At 61.5% G+C, this 18,428-nt stretch carries 18 protein-coding genes and 1 tRNA gene; 14 read left to right on the forward strand and 5 right to left on the reverse strand.

Translation table 11 applies throughout. The features are described from left to right. Positions 1 to 49: 49 nt before the first annotated feature. Positions 50 to 125: transfer RNA gene (locus AACQ95_RS05445), tRNA-Thr, on the forward strand. 49 nt (positions 126 to 174) lie between these two features. Here AACQ95_RS05445 and AACQ95_RS05450 read toward each other — a convergent pair. Then, complete coding sequence (locus AACQ95_RS05450; protein ID WP_052159050.1) at positions 175 to 429, reverse strand: hypothetical protein; 255 nt, start codon at positions 427 to 429, stop codon at positions 175 to 177. A 92-nt stretch (positions 430 to 521) separates the two neighbouring features. Between AACQ95_RS05450 and AACQ95_RS05455 the strand changes: the two genes are divergently transcribed. From AACQ95_RS05455 to AACQ95_RS05510, 12 genes are all read left to right on the forward strand, one after another. Next, complete coding sequence (locus AACQ95_RS05455) at positions 522 to 1,787, forward strand: cytosine deaminase (RefSeq protein WP_241280890.1); 1,266 nt, start codon at positions 522 to 524, stop codon at positions 1,785 to 1,787. A gap of 85 nt (positions 1,788 to 1,872) precedes the next feature. After that, on the forward strand, positions 1,873 to 2,250 hold the full coding sequence (gene crcB, locus AACQ95_RS05460; protein ID WP_043135880.1) for a fluoride efflux transporter CrcB: 378 nt from the start codon (positions 1,873 to 1,875) through the stop codon (positions 2,248 to 2,250). A gap of 65 nt (positions 2,251 to 2,315) precedes the next feature. Continuing rightward, positions 2,316 to 3,068, forward strand: coding sequence for a bifunctional demethylmenaquinone methyltransferase/2-methoxy-6-polyprenyl-1,4-benzoquinol methylase UbiE (ubiE, locus tag AACQ95_RS05465; RefSeq protein ID WP_042867354.1), 753 nt, complete (start codon positions 2,316 to 2,318; stop codon positions 3,066 to 3,068). A gap of 8 nt (positions 3,069 to 3,076) precedes the next feature. Then, positions 3,077 to 3,685 (forward strand): ubiquinone biosynthesis accessory factor UbiJ, encoded by a 609-nt coding sequence (locus AACQ95_RS05470; protein ID WP_241280891.1) that lies wholly within the window; start codon positions 3,077 to 3,079, stop codon positions 3,683 to 3,685. Next, a complete protein-coding gene (gene ubiB / locus AACQ95_RS05475; protein WP_241280892.1) occupies positions 3,685 to 5,328 on the forward strand; it encodes a ubiquinone biosynthesis regulatory protein kinase UbiB in 1,644 nt (547 codons plus the stop codon). Before AACQ95_RS05470 ends, ubiB begins: the two co-directional genes overlap by 1 nt. A 115-nt stretch (positions 5,329 to 5,443) precedes the next feature. Further along, complete coding sequence (gene tatA / locus AACQ95_RS05480) at positions 5,444 to 5,692, forward strand: Sec-independent protein translocase subunit TatA (protein WP_043135785.1); 249 nt, start codon at positions 5,444 to 5,446, stop codon at positions 5,690 to 5,692. 3 nt (positions 5,693 to 5,695) lie between these two features. After that, complete coding sequence (tatB, locus tag AACQ95_RS05485) at positions 5,696 to 6,142, forward strand: Sec-independent protein translocase protein TatB (RefSeq protein WP_241280894.1); 447 nt, start codon at positions 5,696 to 5,698, stop codon at positions 6,140 to 6,142. Further along, positions 6,139 to 6,888 (forward strand): twin-arginine translocase subunit TatC, encoded by a 750-nt coding sequence (gene tatC, locus AACQ95_RS05490; RefSeq protein WP_042867359.1) that lies wholly within the window; start codon positions 6,139 to 6,141, stop codon positions 6,886 to 6,888. Before tatB ends, tatC begins: the two co-directional genes overlap by 4 nt. A gap of 111 nt (positions 6,889 to 6,999) precedes the next feature. Then, positions 7,000 to 7,785: a TatD family hydrolase gene (locus AACQ95_RS05495; RefSeq protein WP_241280895.1), complete on the forward strand. Its 786-nt coding sequence runs from the start codon at positions 7,000 to 7,002 to the stop codon at positions 7,783 to 7,785. A 3-nt stretch (positions 7,786 to 7,788) separates the two neighbouring features. Beyond that, complete coding sequence (gene hemB, locus AACQ95_RS05500; RefSeq protein WP_043557294.1) at positions 7,789 to 8,808, forward strand: porphobilinogen synthase; 1,020 nt, start codon at positions 7,789 to 7,791, stop codon at positions 8,806 to 8,808. A gap of 222 nt (positions 8,809 to 9,030) precedes the next feature. Next, positions 9,031 to 11,073 carry an oligopeptidase A gene (gene prlC, locus AACQ95_RS05505; protein WP_241280896.1) on the forward strand — a complete coding sequence of 681 codons (2,043 nt, stop codon included), beginning with the start codon at positions 9,031 to 9,033 and terminating at the stop codon, positions 11,071 to 11,073. 205 nt (positions 11,074 to 11,278) lie between these two features. After that, positions 11,279 to 13,825 carry a putative bifunctional diguanylate cyclase/phosphodiesterase gene (locus AACQ95_RS05510; RefSeq protein ID WP_241280897.1) on the forward strand — a complete coding sequence of 849 codons (2,547 nt, stop codon included), beginning with the start codon at positions 11,279 to 11,281 and terminating at the stop codon, positions 13,823 to 13,825. A gap of 7 nt (positions 13,826 to 13,832) precedes the next feature. On the opposite strand, the gene AACQ95_RS05515 is transcribed toward AACQ95_RS05510, so the two are convergent. Continuing rightward, complete coding sequence (locus tag AACQ95_RS05515) at positions 13,833 to 14,573, reverse strand: substrate-binding periplasmic protein (protein ID WP_241280898.1); 741 nt, start codon at positions 14,571 to 14,573, stop codon at positions 13,833 to 13,835. A 76-nt stretch (positions 14,574 to 14,649) separates the two neighbouring features. Between AACQ95_RS05515 and AACQ95_RS05520 the strand changes: the two genes are divergently transcribed. After that, complete coding sequence (locus AACQ95_RS05520; RefSeq protein WP_241280899.1) at positions 14,650 to 15,399, forward strand: class I SAM-dependent methyltransferase; 750 nt, start codon at positions 14,650 to 14,652, stop codon at positions 15,397 to 15,399. Positions 15,400 to 15,472: 73 nt separating this feature from the next. Here AACQ95_RS05520 and AACQ95_RS05525 read toward each other — a convergent pair whose 3' ends face one another. From AACQ95_RS05525 to gppA, 3 genes are all read right to left on the reverse strand, one after another. Continuing rightward, entirely contained in the window at positions 15,473 to 15,727 is a 255-nt protein-coding gene (locus AACQ95_RS05525) for a Rho-binding antiterminator (RefSeq protein ID WP_241280900.1), read from the reverse strand. Positions 15,728 to 15,745: 18 nt separating this feature from the next. Next, positions 15,746 to 16,723 carry a DUF4382 domain-containing protein gene (locus AACQ95_RS05530; RefSeq protein WP_241280901.1) on the reverse strand — a complete coding sequence of 326 codons (978 nt, stop codon included), beginning with the start codon at positions 16,721 to 16,723 and terminating at the stop codon, positions 15,746 to 15,748. Between the two features lie 209 nt (positions 16,724 to 16,932). After that, positions 16,933 to 18,423, reverse strand: coding sequence for a guanosine-5'-triphosphate,3'-diphosphate diphosphatase (gppA, locus tag AACQ95_RS05535; RefSeq protein ID WP_043135795.1), 1,491 nt, complete (start codon positions 18,421 to 18,423; stop codon positions 16,933 to 16,935). Positions 18,424 to 18,428 lie beyond the last annotated feature (5 nt).

Consider the following 18,428-nt stretch of genomic DNA (forward strand, 5'->3'; position numbering starts at 1 on the left):
GACAGAAGATTTAGATAACGCACGCAGTGCGGTCTTTACCGGTTAGTGTGCTGATATGGCTCAGTTGGTAGAGCGCATCCTTGGTAAGGATGAGGTCCCCAGTTCGACTCTGGGTATCAGCACCAGTAAATATTAAAGCCTCCCAATCGGGAGGCTTTTTTGTATTCGTCTTTCTCAGTTTACCGAAATCTGTCTGGCATCGAGATAGAAGCGGGCCTGTCCCGAGGATTCTATCTGGATAGCCGCGACCAGCCGTTCGTTGCGCTTGTATTCCCACTGCTTGTCGATCGAGGTCAACGGCGGCTTGTTGATACCCAGTGTCTGCAGATATTCGTGAAACAGACCAGCGCTGCCGATCTCGGTCAATCCTGCTTTCATCCCAATTAACTCCCTTTTATTGTTGCTGTTTATCAATAGTAGCAGTCTCATATGTATTCAATATGAACGCTTTTCTATTAAATTGATCCAAGCTAAGTTGTGGATTGGAAAAGGTAATCGGTGTCAGAAAAAGGAAGAAAAACATGCTGATAAAGAATGTGCGTCTGGCTGGCAGAGAGGGGTTGTGGCAGATCCTGTGCCAGGATGGCCTGATCCGGACCATAGCTCCCATGAGCCAGCTTCTCCTGTCTACCCGGGAGCTGGATGGGGAGGAGGGTCTGGCCATGGCCCCCTTTATCGAGCCTCATATTCACCTCGATACTACCCAGACCGCCGGGGAGCCGAGCTGGAACCTCTCCGGTACCCTGTTCGAGGGGATAGAGCGCTGGGCCGAGCGCAAGGCGCTGCTGACCCATGAAGATGTGAAACAGCGCGCCATCCAGACGCTGAAGTGGCAGATCGCCAACGGCATCCAGTTTGTCCGCACCCACGTCGATGTCTCCGATCCCAACCTGGTCGCCTTGAAGGCGATGCTGGAGGTAAAGAAGGAGATGAAGGAGTGGGTCGAGCTGCAGATAGTGGCCTTTCCGCAGGAGGGGATCCTCTCCTACCCCAATGGCAAGGCGTTGCTGGAAGAGGCGATCAGGCTGGGAGCCGACGTGATCGGCGCCATTCCCCACTTCGAGTTCACCCGGGAATATGGGGTCGAAAGTCTGCACTACGTCTTCGATCTTGCCGAGAAGTATCAGGTTCTGGTGGATGTGCACTGTGACGAGATCGATGACGAGCAGTCCCGCTTCATCGAGACCCTGGCGACGCTCGCTTATGAGCGCGGCATGGGCCAGCGGGTGACCGCCAGCCATACCACCGCCATGCACTCCTACAACGGGGCCTATGCTTCCCGCCTGTTCCGGCTGCTCAAGATGGCGGACATCAACTTCGTCGCCAATCCGCTGGTGAACATCCACCTACAGGGGCGCTTCGATACCTATCCCAAGCGCCGCGGCATCACCCGGGTGAAGGAGATGCTGGAGGCGAACATCAACGTCTGCTTCGGCCACGACGACGTGTTCGATCCCTGGTATCCCATGGGCACGGCCAACATGCTGCAGGTGCTGCACATGGGGCTGCATGTGTGCCAGATCATGGGGTATGAGCAGATCAACGACGGCTTGAAGCTCATCAGCAGCCACAGCGCCCGTACTCTGAACGTGCAGGATCGCTACGGCATCGAGGTCAGCAAGCCGGCCAATCTGCTGATCCTGCCTGCCGAGAACGGGTTTGATGCGGTGCGCCGTCAGGTGCCGGTGCGTTACTCCATCCGCCATGGCCGGGTGATTGCCGAGACCCGGCCGGCCCAGACCTCGCTCCATCTGGATCGGGTCGAACCGGTCGACTTTCGCCGGTGAGGCGGTCGATCTCGATTAATTGCCCCGCTGTCCCCGCTTGCCGACATTTTGCATAATGTCTGCCTGATACTGTGGAGTCTGCCCTATGCAAACCTGGTTATATGTTGCGGCCGGTGGTGCCATCGGCGCCTGCCTGCGTTTTGGTATCGCTGAGCTGATGGCACTCTTGCTGGGACGCCACTTTCCCTATGGCACCCTGGTGGTCAATGTGGTGGGCTCTTTCATCATGGGTATCGCCTTTGCGCTCATCAGTCAGGGTCATGTGGTGGAACACCCGATGAAGCCGCTGCTGATGGTGGGGATCCTTGGGGCTCTCACCACCTTCTCCTCCTTCGCGCTGGATACTGTGGTGCTGGCCCAGCAGGGCGCCTACCTGAAGGCGGTGCTCAATATAGGCCTCAACCTTTTCCTCTGTCTGGCCATGGTGTTGCTGGGCATGCAGTTGGTTGCCAGTCGGGTTTAAGGTGTCCGCACGCCATTGGCTCTGGTAAACTGGCGACCATTCTTTGCTCTATGGGTGTTTAAGGGATGTCAGAACAGACTACGACAACGCATTTTGGCTTTAAAACCGTGGCCGCGACCGAGAAGGAAACCCTGGTCGCCGGCGTCTTTCATTCGGTGGCAGCCAAGTATGATCTGATGAACGATCTGATGTCGTTCGGCATCCACCGCCTGTGGAAGCGCTTCACCATCGACTGCTCCGGTGTGCGCAAGGGCCAGAAGGTGCTGGATCTGGCCGGTGGCACCGGTGATCTGACCGCCAAGTTCTCCCGTATCGTCGGCGAGACCGGTCAGGTGGTACTGGCGGATATCAATGACTCCATGCTCAAGGTGGGCCGCGACAAGTTGCGCAACCTGGGAGTGGCGAACAACGTCTCCTACGTACAGGCCAACGCCGAGGCGTTGCCCTTCCCGGACAACCACTTCGATGTCATTACCATCGGCTTCGGCCTGCGCAACGTCACCGACAAGGACAAGGCGCTGGCCTCCATGTTCCGGGTTCTGAAGCCGGGCGGCCGTCTGCTGGTGCTGGAGTTCTCCAAGCCCGCCAGCGAGGTGATCGCCAAGCTGTACGATCTCTACTCCTTCAAACTGCTGCCGAAAATGGGTGAAATCGTCGCGAACGACGGTGAAAGCTACAAATATCTGGCGGAATCCATCCGCATGCACCCGGATCAGCAGACCCTGAAGGGAATGATGGAGAATGTCGGTTTTGAGCAGGTCGAGTTCTACAACCTGACCCAGGGTGTGGTTGCCCTGCACCGTGGTTACAAGTTTTAAGGTCGCCTATGCCGATGGATGCCATGGTCACCGCCGTGATCGAAACCAGCCTCAACCAGTTGCTGACGCTCGACAAGCAGAGTCAGGAACGGTTGCGCAAGCTGACGGGCAAGGTGCTCAAGCTGGAGCTGCGTGAGCTCAAGCCGCTCTGGTTTGTCTTCTCTGATCGCCGGCTGGATGTGCTGGCCCGCCACGAAGGCGAGGCCGATGCCGTGCTCAGCCTGTCGCTGACGGCGCTGGGCCTGCTGAAAGACCCTTCCGCCCTGACTCGCTATATCCGTGAGGAGAAGCTGGATCTGAGCGGCGATCCCCAGCTGGTGCAGGCGTTCAGCGTCTTGCTGGGCGAGCTGGACATCGACTGGGAAGAGGAGCTGTCGCACTATACCGGCGACGTGCTGGCCCACACCCTGTTCAGTGGTGCCCGTCAGGCGCGCCGCGTGCTGGGGCGCGAGCTGTGCCGCTCCCGCAGCCAGCTGGCGGAATACCTGACCGAAGAGATCCGCCTCGCGCCCGGTCCGCTGGAAGTGGCGAGCTTCAACGACGATGTCGAGCTGCTGGCGCAACGGATGAAAGCGGTCGAGCTGCGGCTGGCCCGCTTCGAACAGCAGGTAGCCTGATGACCCCGAAGGAGTTCAAGCGCCTCTATCGCATCATCAGCATCCTGCTGGAGCAGGGCATAGATGAACTCGTGCCTGCCCGCTATCAGCCCTGGCCGGGTCGTCTGGCCCGCCGCAGCCTGTTCTGGCTCAAGAACAAGCAGCAGGGGCTGAGTCGCGGCGCCCGCATTCGCCTCGCCTTCGAGGCGCTCGGTCCCATCTTCATCAAGTTCGGCCAGATGCTGTCGACCCGACGCGATCTGCTGCCGCCGGATATCGCCGAAGAGCTGGCCCTGTTGCAGGACAGGGTGCCGCCTTTCTGCGGTCAGGCGGCGCGCCTCAAGATCGAGGAGAGTCTGGGTTGTTCCGTCGAGACCCTGTTCGATGACTTTGACGAGACGCCGCTGGCGTCGGCCTCCATCGCCCAGGTGCACACGGGTCGATTGAAGGAAAATGGCCGCGAGATCGTCATCAAGGTGATCCGCCCCGACATAGAGCCGGTCATAGAGGCCGATCTGCGCCTGATGCAGACCCTGGCCCGCCTGGTGGCCCGTTTCGTGCCCCAGAGTGCGCGCCTGCGCCCCATCGAGGTGGTGGAAGAGTATCGCAAGACCATACTCGACGAGCTGAACCTGATGCGCGAAGCCGCCAACGCCATCCAGTTGCGCCGCAACTTCACCGGCTCAGATGCCCTCTACGTGCCCGAGGTGTTCACCGAACACTGCCGTGAGCATGTGCTGGTGATGGAGCGCATCTACGGCATACCGGTTTCCGACATTCCGGCGCTGGAAGCCAACGGCACCAACATGAAGTTGCTGGCCGAGCGCGGGGTGGAGGTCTTCTTCACCCAGGTGTTCCGCGACAGCTTCTTCCACGCCGACATGCACCCCGGCAACATCTTCGTCTCCTATGAACATCCCGACAATCCGCTCTGGATCGGCATCGACTGCGGCATAGTCGGCACCCTCAACCGGGAAGACAAGCGTTACCTGGCCGAGAACTTCCTCGCCTTCTTCAACCGCGACTATCGCCGGGTGGCCGAGCTGCACGTGGAGTCCGGTTGGGTACCGCCAGACACCAAGGTGGACGAGTTCGAATTCGCCATCCGCACCGTGCTGGAGCCCATCTTCGAGAAGCCGCTGTCCGAAATTTCGTTCGGCCACGTGCTGCTCAACCTGTTCAACACCGCCCGTCGCTTCAACATGGCGGTGCAGCCGCAGCTGGTGCTGTTGCAGAAGACATTGCTCTATGTGGAGGGGTTGGGTCGTCAGCTCTATCCCCAGCTGGACCTGTGGCAGACCGCCAAGCCCTATCTGGAAAACTGGATGCACGAGCAGGTCGGGCCGAAAGCCGTGTGGAATGCCATCAAGGAGAAGGCGCCATTCTGGGCGGAGAAACTGCCTGAATTGCCTGAGCTGGTCTATGAGACCCTGCGCCAGACCCGTCACCAGCAGCGCCACTTCGATCAGATGTTTGCCGATTTCCGCCGTCACAGCCGTCGACAGGGACAGGCTCGCTACCTCTTAGGGGTTGGAGCCAGCCTGCTATTGGCGGGTGTATTCTTGCTGACCCAAAAACAATACATTGAGTGGGGACAAATCAGCCTGGCCGGCACCGGTTTATGCTGGCTGTTGGGCTGGTTCAAGGCCCGCTCTCGCCAATAACGCACTCGTGCAGTTTGGCGTCAGTTTTGAAGAAATTACGGGCTGGTATCAGCATCGTGATCGTTAATAACACACTCGCATACCTTAGCGTCAATGTTGGACTTGGAGACATATCATGGGTGGTATCAGTATTTGGCAGTTGTTGATCATCGCAGTCATAGTCGTGCTGCTGTTCGGTACCAAGAAGCTGCGCGGGATCGGCGGCGATCTGGGTGCGGCCGTCAAGGGTTTCAAGAAGGCGTTGTCTGATGAGCCGACCGATGGCAAACCCGAGCAGAAAGATGCCGAGTTTCCTCCCAAGCAGCTGAACGAAGCGGCCAACAGTGCCGAGACCGCCAAGCAGAAAGATAAAGATCAGGCCTAAGCCATGTTCGATATCGGTTTCTGGGAGCTGGTTGTCATCGGTGTCGTCGCCCTGGTGGTGCTCGGTCCCGAGCGGCTGCCCGTGGCGATCCGTACCGCCAGCCACTGGATCAGGCTGATCCGCAGCACTGCCAACTCGGTCAAGTCCGAGCTGGAGCAGGAGCTCAAGTTGCAGGATCTGCACAACGACCTGAAGAAGGCCGAACAGTTGCAGATGAACAACCTGAGCCCCGAGTTGCAGGAGTCTATCGAGCAGCTGAAAGCGGCCGCACAATCGGTGACCCGCCCTTACGAACAGCAAAACACCATCCGCCCCGCCCCGGCCGTTGCCGAGGTGCAGGAAGATACATCCGAGCAACCAGCCGTGACGGCGGCTCATGACGAGGAAACCGCCATGATCCCTGTCCAGGGTGCAGAGCTGCGTGTCGAGCAAGGGGAGGTGAAGCCATGAGTCAGGCCGAACAACCCCTGATCACCCATCTGGTCGAGCTGAGAACCCGCTTGCTGCGGTCCATCTCGGCCGTCCTGCTGGTGTTCATCGCGCTGATCTATTTTTCCAACAACATCTATGACTTCGTGGCCCAGCCGCTGCTCAGTCAGTTGCCGGCAGGCACCAGCATGATAGCGACGGATGTGGCGACCCCCTTCCTGACGCCGATCAAGCTGACCCTGGTGGTCTCCTTCTTCGTGGCGATCCCCTATCTGCTGTATCAGGCCTGGGCCTTCATCGCCCCCGGTCTGTACAAGCATGAGCGGCGTCTCATCATGCCGCTGGTCGTCTCCACTGCCGTGTTGTTCTACAGCGGCATGGCGTTTGCCTACTACGTGGTGTTCCCGCTGGTGTTCGGTTTCTTCACCAGTACCGCGCCCGCCGGGGTGACGGTGGCGACCGACATCGCCAGCTATCTGGACTTCGTGCTCACCCTGTTCTTCGCGTTCGGGGTGGCGTTCGAGATCCCGGTGGCCACCATACTGCTGTGCTGGACCGGGGTGACCACCCCCAAGAGCCTGAGGGAGAAGCGCCCTTACGTCATCGTCGGGGTGTTCGTGGTCGGCATGTTGCTGACTCCGCCCGATGTCTTCTCCCAGACCCTGCTCGCCATCCCCATGTGGGCCTTGTGGGAGATAGGTCTGTTCTTCGCCCGTTTCTACGTGAAGGAAGAGGAGCAACAGGAACAAACGGAAGAGGGGAGCTGAGGCTCCCTTCCTCTTTTCATGCCCTCGTTCGAGGCGTATGGTGATGCCCCATTGAGTAGATGGTTTTCAAATACCTGATATGTATTCCTTTTGTTCGGAACGTCTCATCCCATGATCGACATTGGTCTCAACCTCACCAGCAGCCAGTTTGCCGGTGAACAGCCAGCACTGGTGGCCCGTGCCCGCGCCGCCGGGGTCGAGGCGCTGATCCTGACCGGTACCGATCTGGTCGGCAGCCGAGAAAGTGCTGACTTGGCTGCGCTGTGGCCGGGTTACTGCTTCTCCACCGCGGGTGTGCATCCCCACGATGCCAAGAGCGTCGATGAGCAGACCCTGCCCGCATTGCGTGCGCTGGCGGCCTTGCCGCAGGTGGTGGCCATCGGCGAGTGCGGCCTTGACTACAACCGGGACTTCTCCCCCCGTCCGGTGCAGGATGCGGTATTCGACGCCCAGCTGGCGTTGGCCGCCGAGCTCGGGATGCCGGTGTTTCTGCACTGCCGCGATGCCCACGCCAGGTTCATCGAGATCCTGCGTCCCTGGCTGCCCAAGCTGCCGGGAGCCGTGCTGCACTGCTTCACCGGCTCTGACGAGGAGCTGGACGAGTGTCTGGCGCTGGGGCTGCATATAGGAGTGACCGGCTGGCTCTGTGACGAGCGCCGCGGTCAGCTGCTGCGCGAGCAGGTGGCCCGCATTCCGGCCGGTCGGCTGATGATAGAAACCGATGCCCCCTATCTGGTGCCGCGGGATCTGAAACCCAGACCCAAGCGTAACGAACCCGCTTTTTTGCCGCACATCGCCCAGGTGGTGGCGGCTTGCCGTGGTGAAGCGCCCGAGGCCTTGCTGGCCCACACCCGGGCCACCTCCGCCGCGTTCTTCCAACTTCCTCTTTTGGAGTGATTCATGGCTACAACACTTCCTGGCGCCTTTCCGGGTCGCCGCCTGCGCCGGGTGCGCAAACATGATTTCAGCCGCCGTCTGGTGCGCGAGAACGTACTGACCGCCAACGATCTCATCTATCCCGTGTTCGTGCTGGAGGGGGAGAACCGCCGTGAGGCCGTCACCTCCATGCCGGGGGTGGATCGTCTCTCCATCGATCTGTTGCTGGCGGAAGCCGAAGAGCTGGTCGCCCTCGGCGTGCCCGCCATCGCCCTGTTCCCTGTGACTCCGCTGCAGAGCAAGAGCCTGCTGGCGGAAGAGGCTTACAGCCCTGACGGTCTGGCCCAGCGGGCGACCCGCGCCCTCAAGGCCCGCTTCCCCGAGCTGGGTGTCATCACGGACGTGGCGCTCGACCCCTTTACCACCCACGGTCAGGACGGCATCATAGATGACGAAGGCTATGTGCTGAACGACATCACCACGGAAATACTGGTGAAGCAGGCGCTCTCCCACGCTGCTGCCGGGGTCGATATAGTGGCGCCGTCAGACATGATGGACGGTCGCATCGGCGCCATCCGTGCCGCGCTGGAGGAGAACGGCTTCATCAACACCCAGATCATGGCCTACTCCGCCAAGTACGCCTCCTGCTACTACGGCCCGTTCCGCGATGCGGTCGGCTCTGCCGGCAACCTGGGCAAGAGCAACAAGGCCACCTACCAGATGGATCCGGCCAACAGCAACGAAGCCCTGCACGAAGTGGCACTGGATATTCAGGAAGGGGCCGACAGCGTCATGGTCAAGCCGGGCATGCCCTATCTGGACGTGATCCGCCAGGTGAAGGATCAGTTCGGCGTGCCGACCTTTGCCTATCAGGTGAGCGGCGAGTACGCCATGCACATGGCGGCGATCCAGAACGGCTGGCTGAAGGAGAAGGAGAGCATCATGGAGTCCCTGCTCTGCTTCAAGCGGGCCGGTGCCGACGGCATCCTCACCTACTTCGCCAAGCGGGTGGCGCAGTGGCTGCAGGAAGACGCCAGACGCTGATGCCCGCCTTGCGCTTTCGCTGACAATGCCGACCCCCGGGTCGGCATTGTCGTCTCTGGCCGCCTTGTCGCTGATTTAATGAGCAAGTTTTCGCGAAAAGTGGGCAACTGGCCCGCCTCTCGGTGGCAAAGGCTTGATTAATGAGGTTTCTGCCTACATCTTAGATGGTCCAAGCAGGCTTCTGGACGGCAGGGGCTGTAGAGAATTTAGAGGTACCGCAGGATGAACAACCCTTTGCTGACAATGGACTCGCTGCCCCCTTTCAGCCAGATCCAGCCCGACCAGGTGCAAGCTGCCGTGACGCAGGCCATCGCCGATTGCAAACAGAAGATCAGCGATGTGCTGGCCCAGCGCGACCCCCATACCTGGGACAGCCTGATCGCGCCGCTGGAAGAGGTGAATGACCGCCTGGCGCGAGTCTGGTCACCGGTCAGCCATCTCAACTCGGTGCTCAACAGCGAAGCGCTGCGCGCGGCCCACGATGCCTGCCTGCCGCTGCTGTCCGAGTTCCAGACCTATGTCGGTCAGCATGAGGGCCTCTATCAGGCCTATCGCGAGCTGGCCGAGAGCGACGACTTCCCGCTGCTGAGCGGTGCCCAGCGCAAGGAGATCCAGAATACCCTGCGCGACTTCCGCCTGTCCGGTATCGGTCTGCCCGCCGAGGCGCAGCTGCGCTACGGCGAGATCCAGGCCCGTCTCTCCGAGCTGGCCTCCCGCTTCAGCAACAACGTGCTGGATGCGACTCAGGGCTGGACCAGGCTGGTGACCGACGAGGCCGACCTGACCGGCCTGCCACAGAGTGCGCAGGCCGCCGCCCGCCAGCTGGCGGAGCAGAAGGGTCAGCAGGGCTGGCTGTTCACTCTGGATATTCCCTCCTACCTGCCGGTGATGATGTATGCCGACAACCGCGCGCTGCGCGCCGAACTCTATGAGGCCTTCACCACCCGCGCCTCGGATCAGGGCCCGAACGCCGGCAAGTGGGACAACTCCGCCATCATGACCGAGCTGCTCTCCCTGCGCCGCGAACTGGCCCTGCTGCTGGGTTTTGGCAACTATGCCGAGCTGTCGCTCGCCACCAAGATGGCGGACAAGACGGAGCAGGTAGTGGGCTTCCTCTCGGATCTCGCGGCCAAATCCCTGCCACAGGGCAAGGCCGAGCTGGAGGAGATCCGCACCTTCGCCGCCGAGCAGCATGGCCAGAGCGAACTGGCGGCCTGGGATCTGCCCTATTACGCCGAGAAGCTCAAGCAGCACAAGTTCTCCATCTCCGACGAGCAACTGCGCCCCTACTTCCCCGCCAACAAGGTGGTGAAGGGCCTGTTCGAGGTGGTGAGACGGGTGTTTGGCATCAAGGTGCGCGAGCGCCTCGGCATCGACACCTGGCACCCTGATGTGCGCTTCTACGACATCTTCGATGCCGAGGACGAGCTGCGCGGCAGCTTCTACCTCGACCTCTATGCCCGCGAGCACAAGCAGGGCGGGGCCTGGATGGATGTCTGCCTGGGTCGTCGCTACCGTCAGGATGGCTCGCTGCAAAAGCCGGTGGCCTATCTGACCTGCAACTTTAACTGCCCTGTGGATGGCAAACCGGCCCTGTTCACCCACAACGAGGTGGTGACCCTGTTCCACGAGTTCGGCCACGGCATTCACCATATGCTGACCCGGATCGACGTGGCCGGTGTCGCCGGTATCAACGGCGTGGCCTGGGATGCGGTGGAGCTGCCGAGCCAGTTCCTGGAGAACTGGTGCTGGGAGTCCGAGGCGTTGGCCTTCATCTCCGGTCATCATGAAACCGGCGAGCCGCTGCCCGCGGATCTGCTGGAGAAGATGCTGACCGCCCGCAACTTCCAGGCCGCCATGCAGATGCTGCGTCAGCTGGAGTTCGCCCTGTTCGACTTCCGTCTGCACCAGGAGTTTGACCCGGCCAACCCGGATCAGATCCCGGCCCTGCTGACCGAGGTGCGCAGCCAGGTGGCCGTGATGACGCCGCCGGCGTTCAACCGCTTCCAGCACAGTTTCTCCCACATCTTCGCGGGCGGCTATGCGGCGGGCTACTACAGCTACAAGTGGGCCGAGGTGCTCTCCGCCGATGCCTTCTCCCGCTTCGAAGAGGAGGGGATCTTCAACCCGGCCACCGGCCAATCCTTCCTGAAGAATATTCTGGAGAAGGGTGGCTCCAAGGAGCCGATGGAGCTGTTCCGTGCCTTCCGTGGCCGCGAACCCAGAGTCGATGCTCTGCTACGCCACAGCGGGATTGCCGCCTGAGGCCCGGCGCCCTTTGCCGCCGTGAGCTTCAAGCAGGTACACTTTTGCGACATAGTGGGATCCTTGCGTGATTTTTGAGATAAAAAGGGACCTTTTGGTCCCTTTTCTCAAGGCTTTTTAATATCTTGCGGAGTGCATGTTTGCACTGTCCCCGCCTCTTCAGTAGAGTCGGGTTCTACCTTCCAAGGAGAGAAAGAACCTTGCCATGAGGCGAGCACTCGAGTCTGTCTATCAAATCATCTCAAGTCTGTCTCATTCGAGTGGTCAGGGATATTTCGATACCTTTGTGAGTGAAATCGCAGCAGCGGTCAGGGCCGACTTCGTCCTGATTTCAGGTAGGGATCAAGCGGGGCTGTTTTTCAAGGTGCATGCCGCCCATCCCGCATCTCTCGACACCACTAACTTCAGCTTTCCGGTCAGCGCCACCCCGGGGGAAGTCACCCTGCAAGAGGGGGAGGCCTGGTTCAGCGATCGCGTCCAGCAGCTGTTTCCCCATGCCGCCGTGCTACAGGCCTGGCATATTCAGGCCTATGCCGGTGTGGCCCTCAAGAATGCCCAGGGCGAGACCATAGGCATCTGCAGCGTGCTGTTCAAGCAGCCGCTCGCCAACATGGACAAGGTGATGGGTTTGCTGCGGCTGCTGGCACCGCTGGCGGGCCGCGAGCTGGCGCTGATGTGCCAGCAGTTGCCGGTGCAGAGCCAGCCCGAGTATCACCACTTCCTGCACACCATGATGTCTCACGCCCCCGTGGGGATCGGCAAGCTGGATCTGGATGGCAGGATCCTCTGGACCAACCCGGCCATCGAGAAGATGCTGGGTTACAGCCAGAAGGAGCTGCTGCACCGTACCGCCGCCGAGATCAACCATCCGGAAGACTGGCTGCGCAGCGTTTCCTGTTACGCTGAGCTCAAGCGCGGCGAGCGTACCGCCTTCACCCAGGAGAAGCGCTACCTGCATCGGGATGGTCAGGTGTTGTGGGGCCGGGTCACAGTCACCCTGGTGCGGGATGATCAGCTGCAGCCCGACTACCTGATGGTGGTGCTGGAGAACATCGATCCCCTCAAGCGCCATGCCGAGCAGCTCAAGCTCTCCCACCGGGTCTATGACAACCTCTCCGAAGCCATTCTGGTGTGCGATGCCGACAGCCGCATCATCTCGGTCAACCCGGCGTTCGAGCAGATCACGGGCTACAGCGAGACCGAGGTGTGCGGTCAGCGCCCCAGCCTGCTCAAGTCCGGGCTGCACGATCAGGCCTTCTACGCCGACATGTATCACGCGCTGGAGCGGGTGGGGGTGTGGCGTGGCGAGGTGTGGAACAAGCGCAAGAACGGCAAGCTCTACCCCCAGCAGCTGATGATCAGCACCCTGCGGGAAGGGGGCAGGATCAGCCAGTACATCGCCATCTTCAGCGATCTCTCCCAGACCAAGCTGGCGGAGCAGAAGATCGCCGCCCAGGCCAACTACGACAACCTCACAGGCCTGCCCAACCGCTGGCTGTTCGGTCGCTGCCTCAGCCGCTTCTGCGAGCGGGGCGAGCGCTTCGCGCTCATGGTGCTCGACCTCAACAACTTCAAGGCGGTCAACAACAGCATGGATCACCACGCCGGTGACGCCTTGCTGCGGGAGGTGTCGGATCGGCTGGTGAGCCGGGTGCGTACCGAGGATCTGGTGGCCCGCATCGGCGGCGACGAGTTCGCCTTCCTGGTGCCCGGCATAGTCAACCGCCGCCAGGCCGAGGTGTTCGCCAAGCAGGTGATAGGCGGCTTCGCCCGTCCCTTCATGCTGGCCAATCAGCACCTCTATGTGACGGCCACCATAGGCATCACCCTCTGCCCAGGGGATGGCGTCGAGAGCGACGAGCTGCTGCGCAACGCCGAACAGGCGCTGTTTGCCGCCAAGCGGCAGGGGCGCCTGCTCGGTACCTACTGCGCCTCCATGCGCGAAGAGGTACGCCAGCGTCATCAGATGCAGCAGGATCTGGCGGAGGCCATCAAGCTGGAGCAGCTGACCATGGCCTATCAGCCGATCTGGGACAACCGCAGTGGCCGGGTGGCCAAGCTGGAGGCGCTGGTGCGCTGGTATCACCCGCATTGGGGTCAGGTCTCACCGGCGGACTTCATTCCGCTGGCGGAGGAGGCGGGGCTCATCCAGGGGCTGGGGGCGCTGGTGCTCTGGCAGTCCTGCCGCGATCTGGCTCGGTTGCAGCAATCCGGCTTCCCGGATCTGCAGATGTCCATCAACCGTTCCACCCTGGAGTTCCAGACCATAGATCCGGAGGCGAGCGAGTGGCTCAAGGTGATCCACCACTTCGGGCTCGACCCCTGTGACATCGTCATCGAGATCACCGAATCCCTGCTGATGGAGACCAGTGATCAGCACAGGGTGCGGATCGATGCCCTGCGCGAGGCGGGCTGCAAGCTGGCCATCGACGACTTCGGCACCGGCTATTCGGCGCTCAATTACCTGCGCAACTTCCCGGTGGATCTGGTCAAGATTGACCGCGCCTTCGTGCGCCACATCCCGTTCAACGAACAGGACAGGCTGCTGCTCGACGGCATCATCAACATAGTGCACAACCTCGGCATGCAGGTGGTGATCGAGGGGGTGGAGACGCGTGAGCAGCTCAACTTCCTCTGCCAGAAGGGGTGTGCCTTCACCCAGGGCTTCCTGCTCAGCCGCCCGCTGGCCTATGACGACCTGATCGAATACCTGCAGCTCAACGACAAGAGCATGTTCCTGCAGATCAGCTAGCGGGCGATCACTCCGCCGGTTTCAGCTTGTCCTGCCTGCCTTTCAGTGTCCGATAGTCTTCACCGAGATAACGCAGGTAGATGCGATCCAGCACACCCTCCTCCAGCATCTGCTGCAGAGCCTTGCTGTATGCGGGCAGCAGCGCGGCCCTTTGCTCGCCAAAGCAGAGGTAGAGCGGGGTCGAGTCGATGAAGGGGGAGAGCGCGCGGATCGGCACGTCCTGCTCCTTCGACAAGATGGGGGCCGAGAAGTAATCCAGGATGATCATGTCGACCCGGCTCTTTTCGAGCAGCAACAGCAGCTGCTTGTCCGAGTGCGCCTTGATCGGTACCCAGCCGTCATAGTGTTTGATCTTGTCCGTGTAGTCATAGCCCCTCACCATGCCGACCTTCATCCCCCTGGCCATCTCCCATGAGAAGTTGTGCAGGGGGCTGTCGGTGCGCACATAGGCGGCCAGGGGATAAAAAGCGGTCGCGAGATCGGGGTGATGACAACCGGGCAGCGGGGCATTGTCGAGAATGCCGTCGGCGAGCCGGGTGCTGACATACTGCTCGCAGCGCCCCCATGGCAGTTCGATCAGGCTGAGCTTCATCCCCAGACGCCGGGCGACCTCCTGATGGATCTCGATGGAAATCCCCTCGGTCAGGCGCCCCTGCTCCGCATAGGAAAAGGGGGGCCAGTCCACCCCGCATACCTTCAGGTCTGTGCCGCTCTGGGCGGCGAGTAGCAAGGCGATGAGCAGGTGCATGGGGTTTCCTCCCTACAGCGATGGAAAGGGGCTGTGGTACACTCTCTTCACTGAACTTAGAACGCCTCCAAAGACCATGCAAATCCTCCTCGAAGACCCCGCCAAGGCCGCGCTGGCGCAAGCGCTGGCCAGCCAGCTTGACCAGACCGACTACCCCCAGTTCGCCCTGGTGTTTACGCCCGAGCGGCTGGAGCTGCGCAAGCTGGATGAGCCCAAGCTGGGGGCCGTCTACGTGGACTTCGTGGAAGGGGCTGTGGCCCATCGCCGCAAGTTTGGCGGCGGACGGGGCCAGTCCATCGCCAAGGCTGTCGGGCTCAAGGCCGGGGCGACCCCGACCGTGGTGGATGCCACCGCCGGGCTGGGGCGCGACGCCTTCGTGCTGGCCTCCCTCGGCTGCAGGGTGACGCTGATAGAGCGCAGCCCCGTGGTGGCAGCCCTGCTGCAGGATGGGCTGATGCGGGCGGCGCAGGATCCCGAGATAGGCCCCTGGGTCAGCGAGCGGATGCGGCTGCTGCAAGGGCCGGCGCTGGACAACCTGCTGGCGTTGACCGAGCGGCCCGAGGTGGTCTATCTCGACCCCATGTTCCCCCACAAGCAGAAGTCGGCGCTGGTGAAGAAGGAGATGCGGGTGTTCCAGTCGCTGGTGGGGCCGGATCTCGATGCGGATGCCCTGTTGCCGGCGGCCCTCAAGATGGCGGACAAGCGGGTGGTGGTGAAGCGGCCCGACTACGCGGGCTGGCTCAATGAGCACAAACCCAGCATGGCCATCGAGACCAAGAGCAACCGCTTCGATGTCTACGTGATGGCGGCGCTGGCGGCGAGTTGACTGCCGGCCTGAGTCGCGGGATGAAAAAAGGAGGGCTAACAAGGTGTTGGCCCTCCTTTTTTAGGTTTGGCGTTCAGGTGGCGGAGGTGAAGCTGATCAGCTTCTCTTCCCCCTGCCAGACCAGTCTCAGGCTAGCCAGCTCGGCCAGGCTGAGCCGCTCGCCACTCTCCAGCAGCAGATACTCGACGCCCTCGCTGGCTGTTATGGTGCGGATCTTGTCCACCCATTGCCGTCCCGCCCTGGTGGTGAGCGTGACGGATAACTGCCAGCTGGCGGCGATCTCCAGCCAGTCGTAGAGGTCACAGCTGATGGGCTGGTAATCTGCCATTGCGCGCCTTGCCTCTCGCTACTGGAAGTTGATGCTGGTGGCGGGGGCCACTACCGCCTGACCCTTCAGCACCTGCTCCAGTTGCAGCGGATCGCCTGCCAGCTCGGGATCATCCTCGTTGCCATTGCAGACCAGGGCCAGATCGTAATTGCCGAGGTCAACAAAGCCCAGCTCGTAGCCAAAACCACCCGCGGTCAAGGGCAGCACGGGGGCGCTGGCGTAGAAGCCGTTGTCGCTGTCGGCCATGTCGGGGTAGTTGTCATCGTTTCTCGGCTGATAGAGATAGACGAAGGCCTTGTCGGTCAGCTGACCGCCGCAGGCACCGCTCGCCACAGTGCCCTTGACGGTCGCGACCTGGGTATTGTTCACCAGCCGCACCCCTCTGGGCTTGAGCTTGTAGTACTGCTCGTGGCCCGGCAGCACCATGGCGTGGCGCAGATCGAACTCAGTGGTGAAGGCGCTGAGGCCATTGGCGGCTATGGTGAAGGCGTCCAGTTTGAGCTCGCTGCTGGGCACCTCCAGCGGTTTGATCACCCCATCATCCTGTTTGACGTAGGAGTAGGGGGTGCCACCCAGAAACTGGTTGCTGACCTCCCGTCCATCCAGTACCCGCAACCGCATCTGGCTGTAGTCACCAGGTACTACGCTCTGGCTGGCCAGCAGGGGACGGCTGGCGGAGCCCTGGTATTGCAGCAGATCTATGTAGGTGAACAGGGGATGTCCCGCGCTGTCGAGGGGAATTGTCTCCCCCGTCGGCGTGCAACCGTCGTCCTGGGCCGAGGTCAGGAAGCTGGCGGTTGTCCAGCCCAGCTCGGTGCCTGTCACTGGGTGAATACTGATGCTGGAGACGGCGATGCAGACCTTGCTGACCGCATCCACGGGGGCATCGGAGAAGGCCAGCGACAGCTGGGCATTCTGCTGGCTGTTGTTGTCACCGCCGCCACCACCACAGGCAGTCAGCAGGGCGGTCAGGCCTATCAGAGTCAAAGGTTTCATGGCGTCCATTCCTGTTTGAGAGACGATCCTACTCTAGCCGAGATGGAGAAACTGGGTGGAATGCAAGACGATCAGGAGGGGCGTGATCGGGCTGAAAAGCCAATGAAATCAAAGACAAGTCTTGAATGAAGCCATGTGTGGCTGCGAAAGGGATTGTCGGAACAGGTGACGCGGGGTGAAAAGGGGGAGCTGATTGGGCGCGGGCCCAATCAGGCTTCCAGCAAGCGGGTGGGCCAGCCCAGCTTCTGCTGGCGTTCCACTTCGAGTCGCAATTCGCTGGCGCGCAGGTAGTGCTCATCCAGCCAGCCCTTGGGCAGGGTCAGGGTCAGCGCCTCTTCATCGGCCTGCAGGGTGAAGCTGGGGACTGTGCCTTGGGTGCGACGCATGCAGAGGATCAGCGAGATGCGCAGAATACGGGCCAGCCGGATCGCCTGACGACCGGTGACTGCGCCCTGTTTCTCCAGGGTTTCCAGCTTTAATTCGTCCCGCTGGTTGAACAGCAGGGCCGACAACAGCTTCTTTTGCGCAGGGGTGAAGCCCGGCATGTCGATGTTGTCGATGATGTAGGCGGCGTGTTGCGGCGCCTTCTTGTACTCGATGCAGAGGCCAATCTCGTGCAGCAGAGCCGCATAACGCAGGATGGGGCGACCGTAACGTTTCGAGAGGCGCCAGCTCGGCTGCAGCTGGGTGAAGGCCTCGATGGCGGTGTCGCGCACCCGCTCGGCATGCTCCTTGTCCAGCTGATAACGGCTGATCAGGCTGTCGGCGGTGCGATCCCGGGCATCACAGTCGTGATTGTTGCCGAGCAGACCGTAGATCAGCCCTTCCCGCAAGGCGCCGCCCGCCAGGGTCATGCTCTCGATGCCGAGAGTCTCGAAGATGGCGATCAGAATGGCGAGGCCGGAGGGGAACACTGTCAGCCGCTCGGCCGCCAACCCTTCCAGCTGCAGCCGGTCCAGCCTGCCACAGGCGATGGCCTGACCCATCAGCTCCTGCAGTTTCGGCAGTGTGACCCGCTCGCTCTTCCCTTGCGCCAGCATGATCTCCTGCAGCGCCTGCACCGTGCCGGAAGCGCCGACGCAGGTGCGCCAGCCCAGGGTGCGGTAATCTTCCGCCACCTTCTCCAGTACCGCTTTGGCGGCCGCGATGGCCTGCCCGAAGCGGGCTTCACTCAGCTCGCCATCACCGAAGTGGTTGTTGAGCCAGGTGACGCAGCCCATGTGCAGGCTGTTGAGCAGTTTTGCTTCGCTGTGCTCGCCGATCACCAGCTCTGTGCTGGCGCCGCCTATGTCGATTACCAGCCGGTTGCCTTCCCCGGCAGAGGTCCAGGAGACCCCTTCATAGATGGTCTTGGCCTCTTCCTCGCCAGAGATGATCTCTATGCTGTGGTTGAGCACCCGTTCCGCTTCGCTGAGGAACTCGTCGACGTTGGTGGCAAGGCGCAGCGTGGCGGTGCCCACCACCCGGATGTTGTCGGCCGGAATGTCCTGCAACTGCTCGGAGAACAGGCGCAGACAGTCCCAGCCCCGCTCCATGGCGGCACGGCTGAGACGAAATTCCGGATCGAGTCCGGCGGCGAGGCGAACCTTGCGCTTGACCTTGGTGACGGTGCGCAGCGCACCGGCGACCTCGCGCACCACCAGCATATGAAAGCTGTTGGAGCCGAGGTCGATGGCGGCATAGAGCGGCGAGTTGTACAACTGTG

This window comes from Aeromonas sp. MR19 (assembly GCF_963899305.1).
Classification (GTDB): domain Bacteria; phylum Pseudomonadota; class Gammaproteobacteria; order Enterobacterales; family Aeromonadaceae; genus Aeromonas; species Aeromonas bestiarum.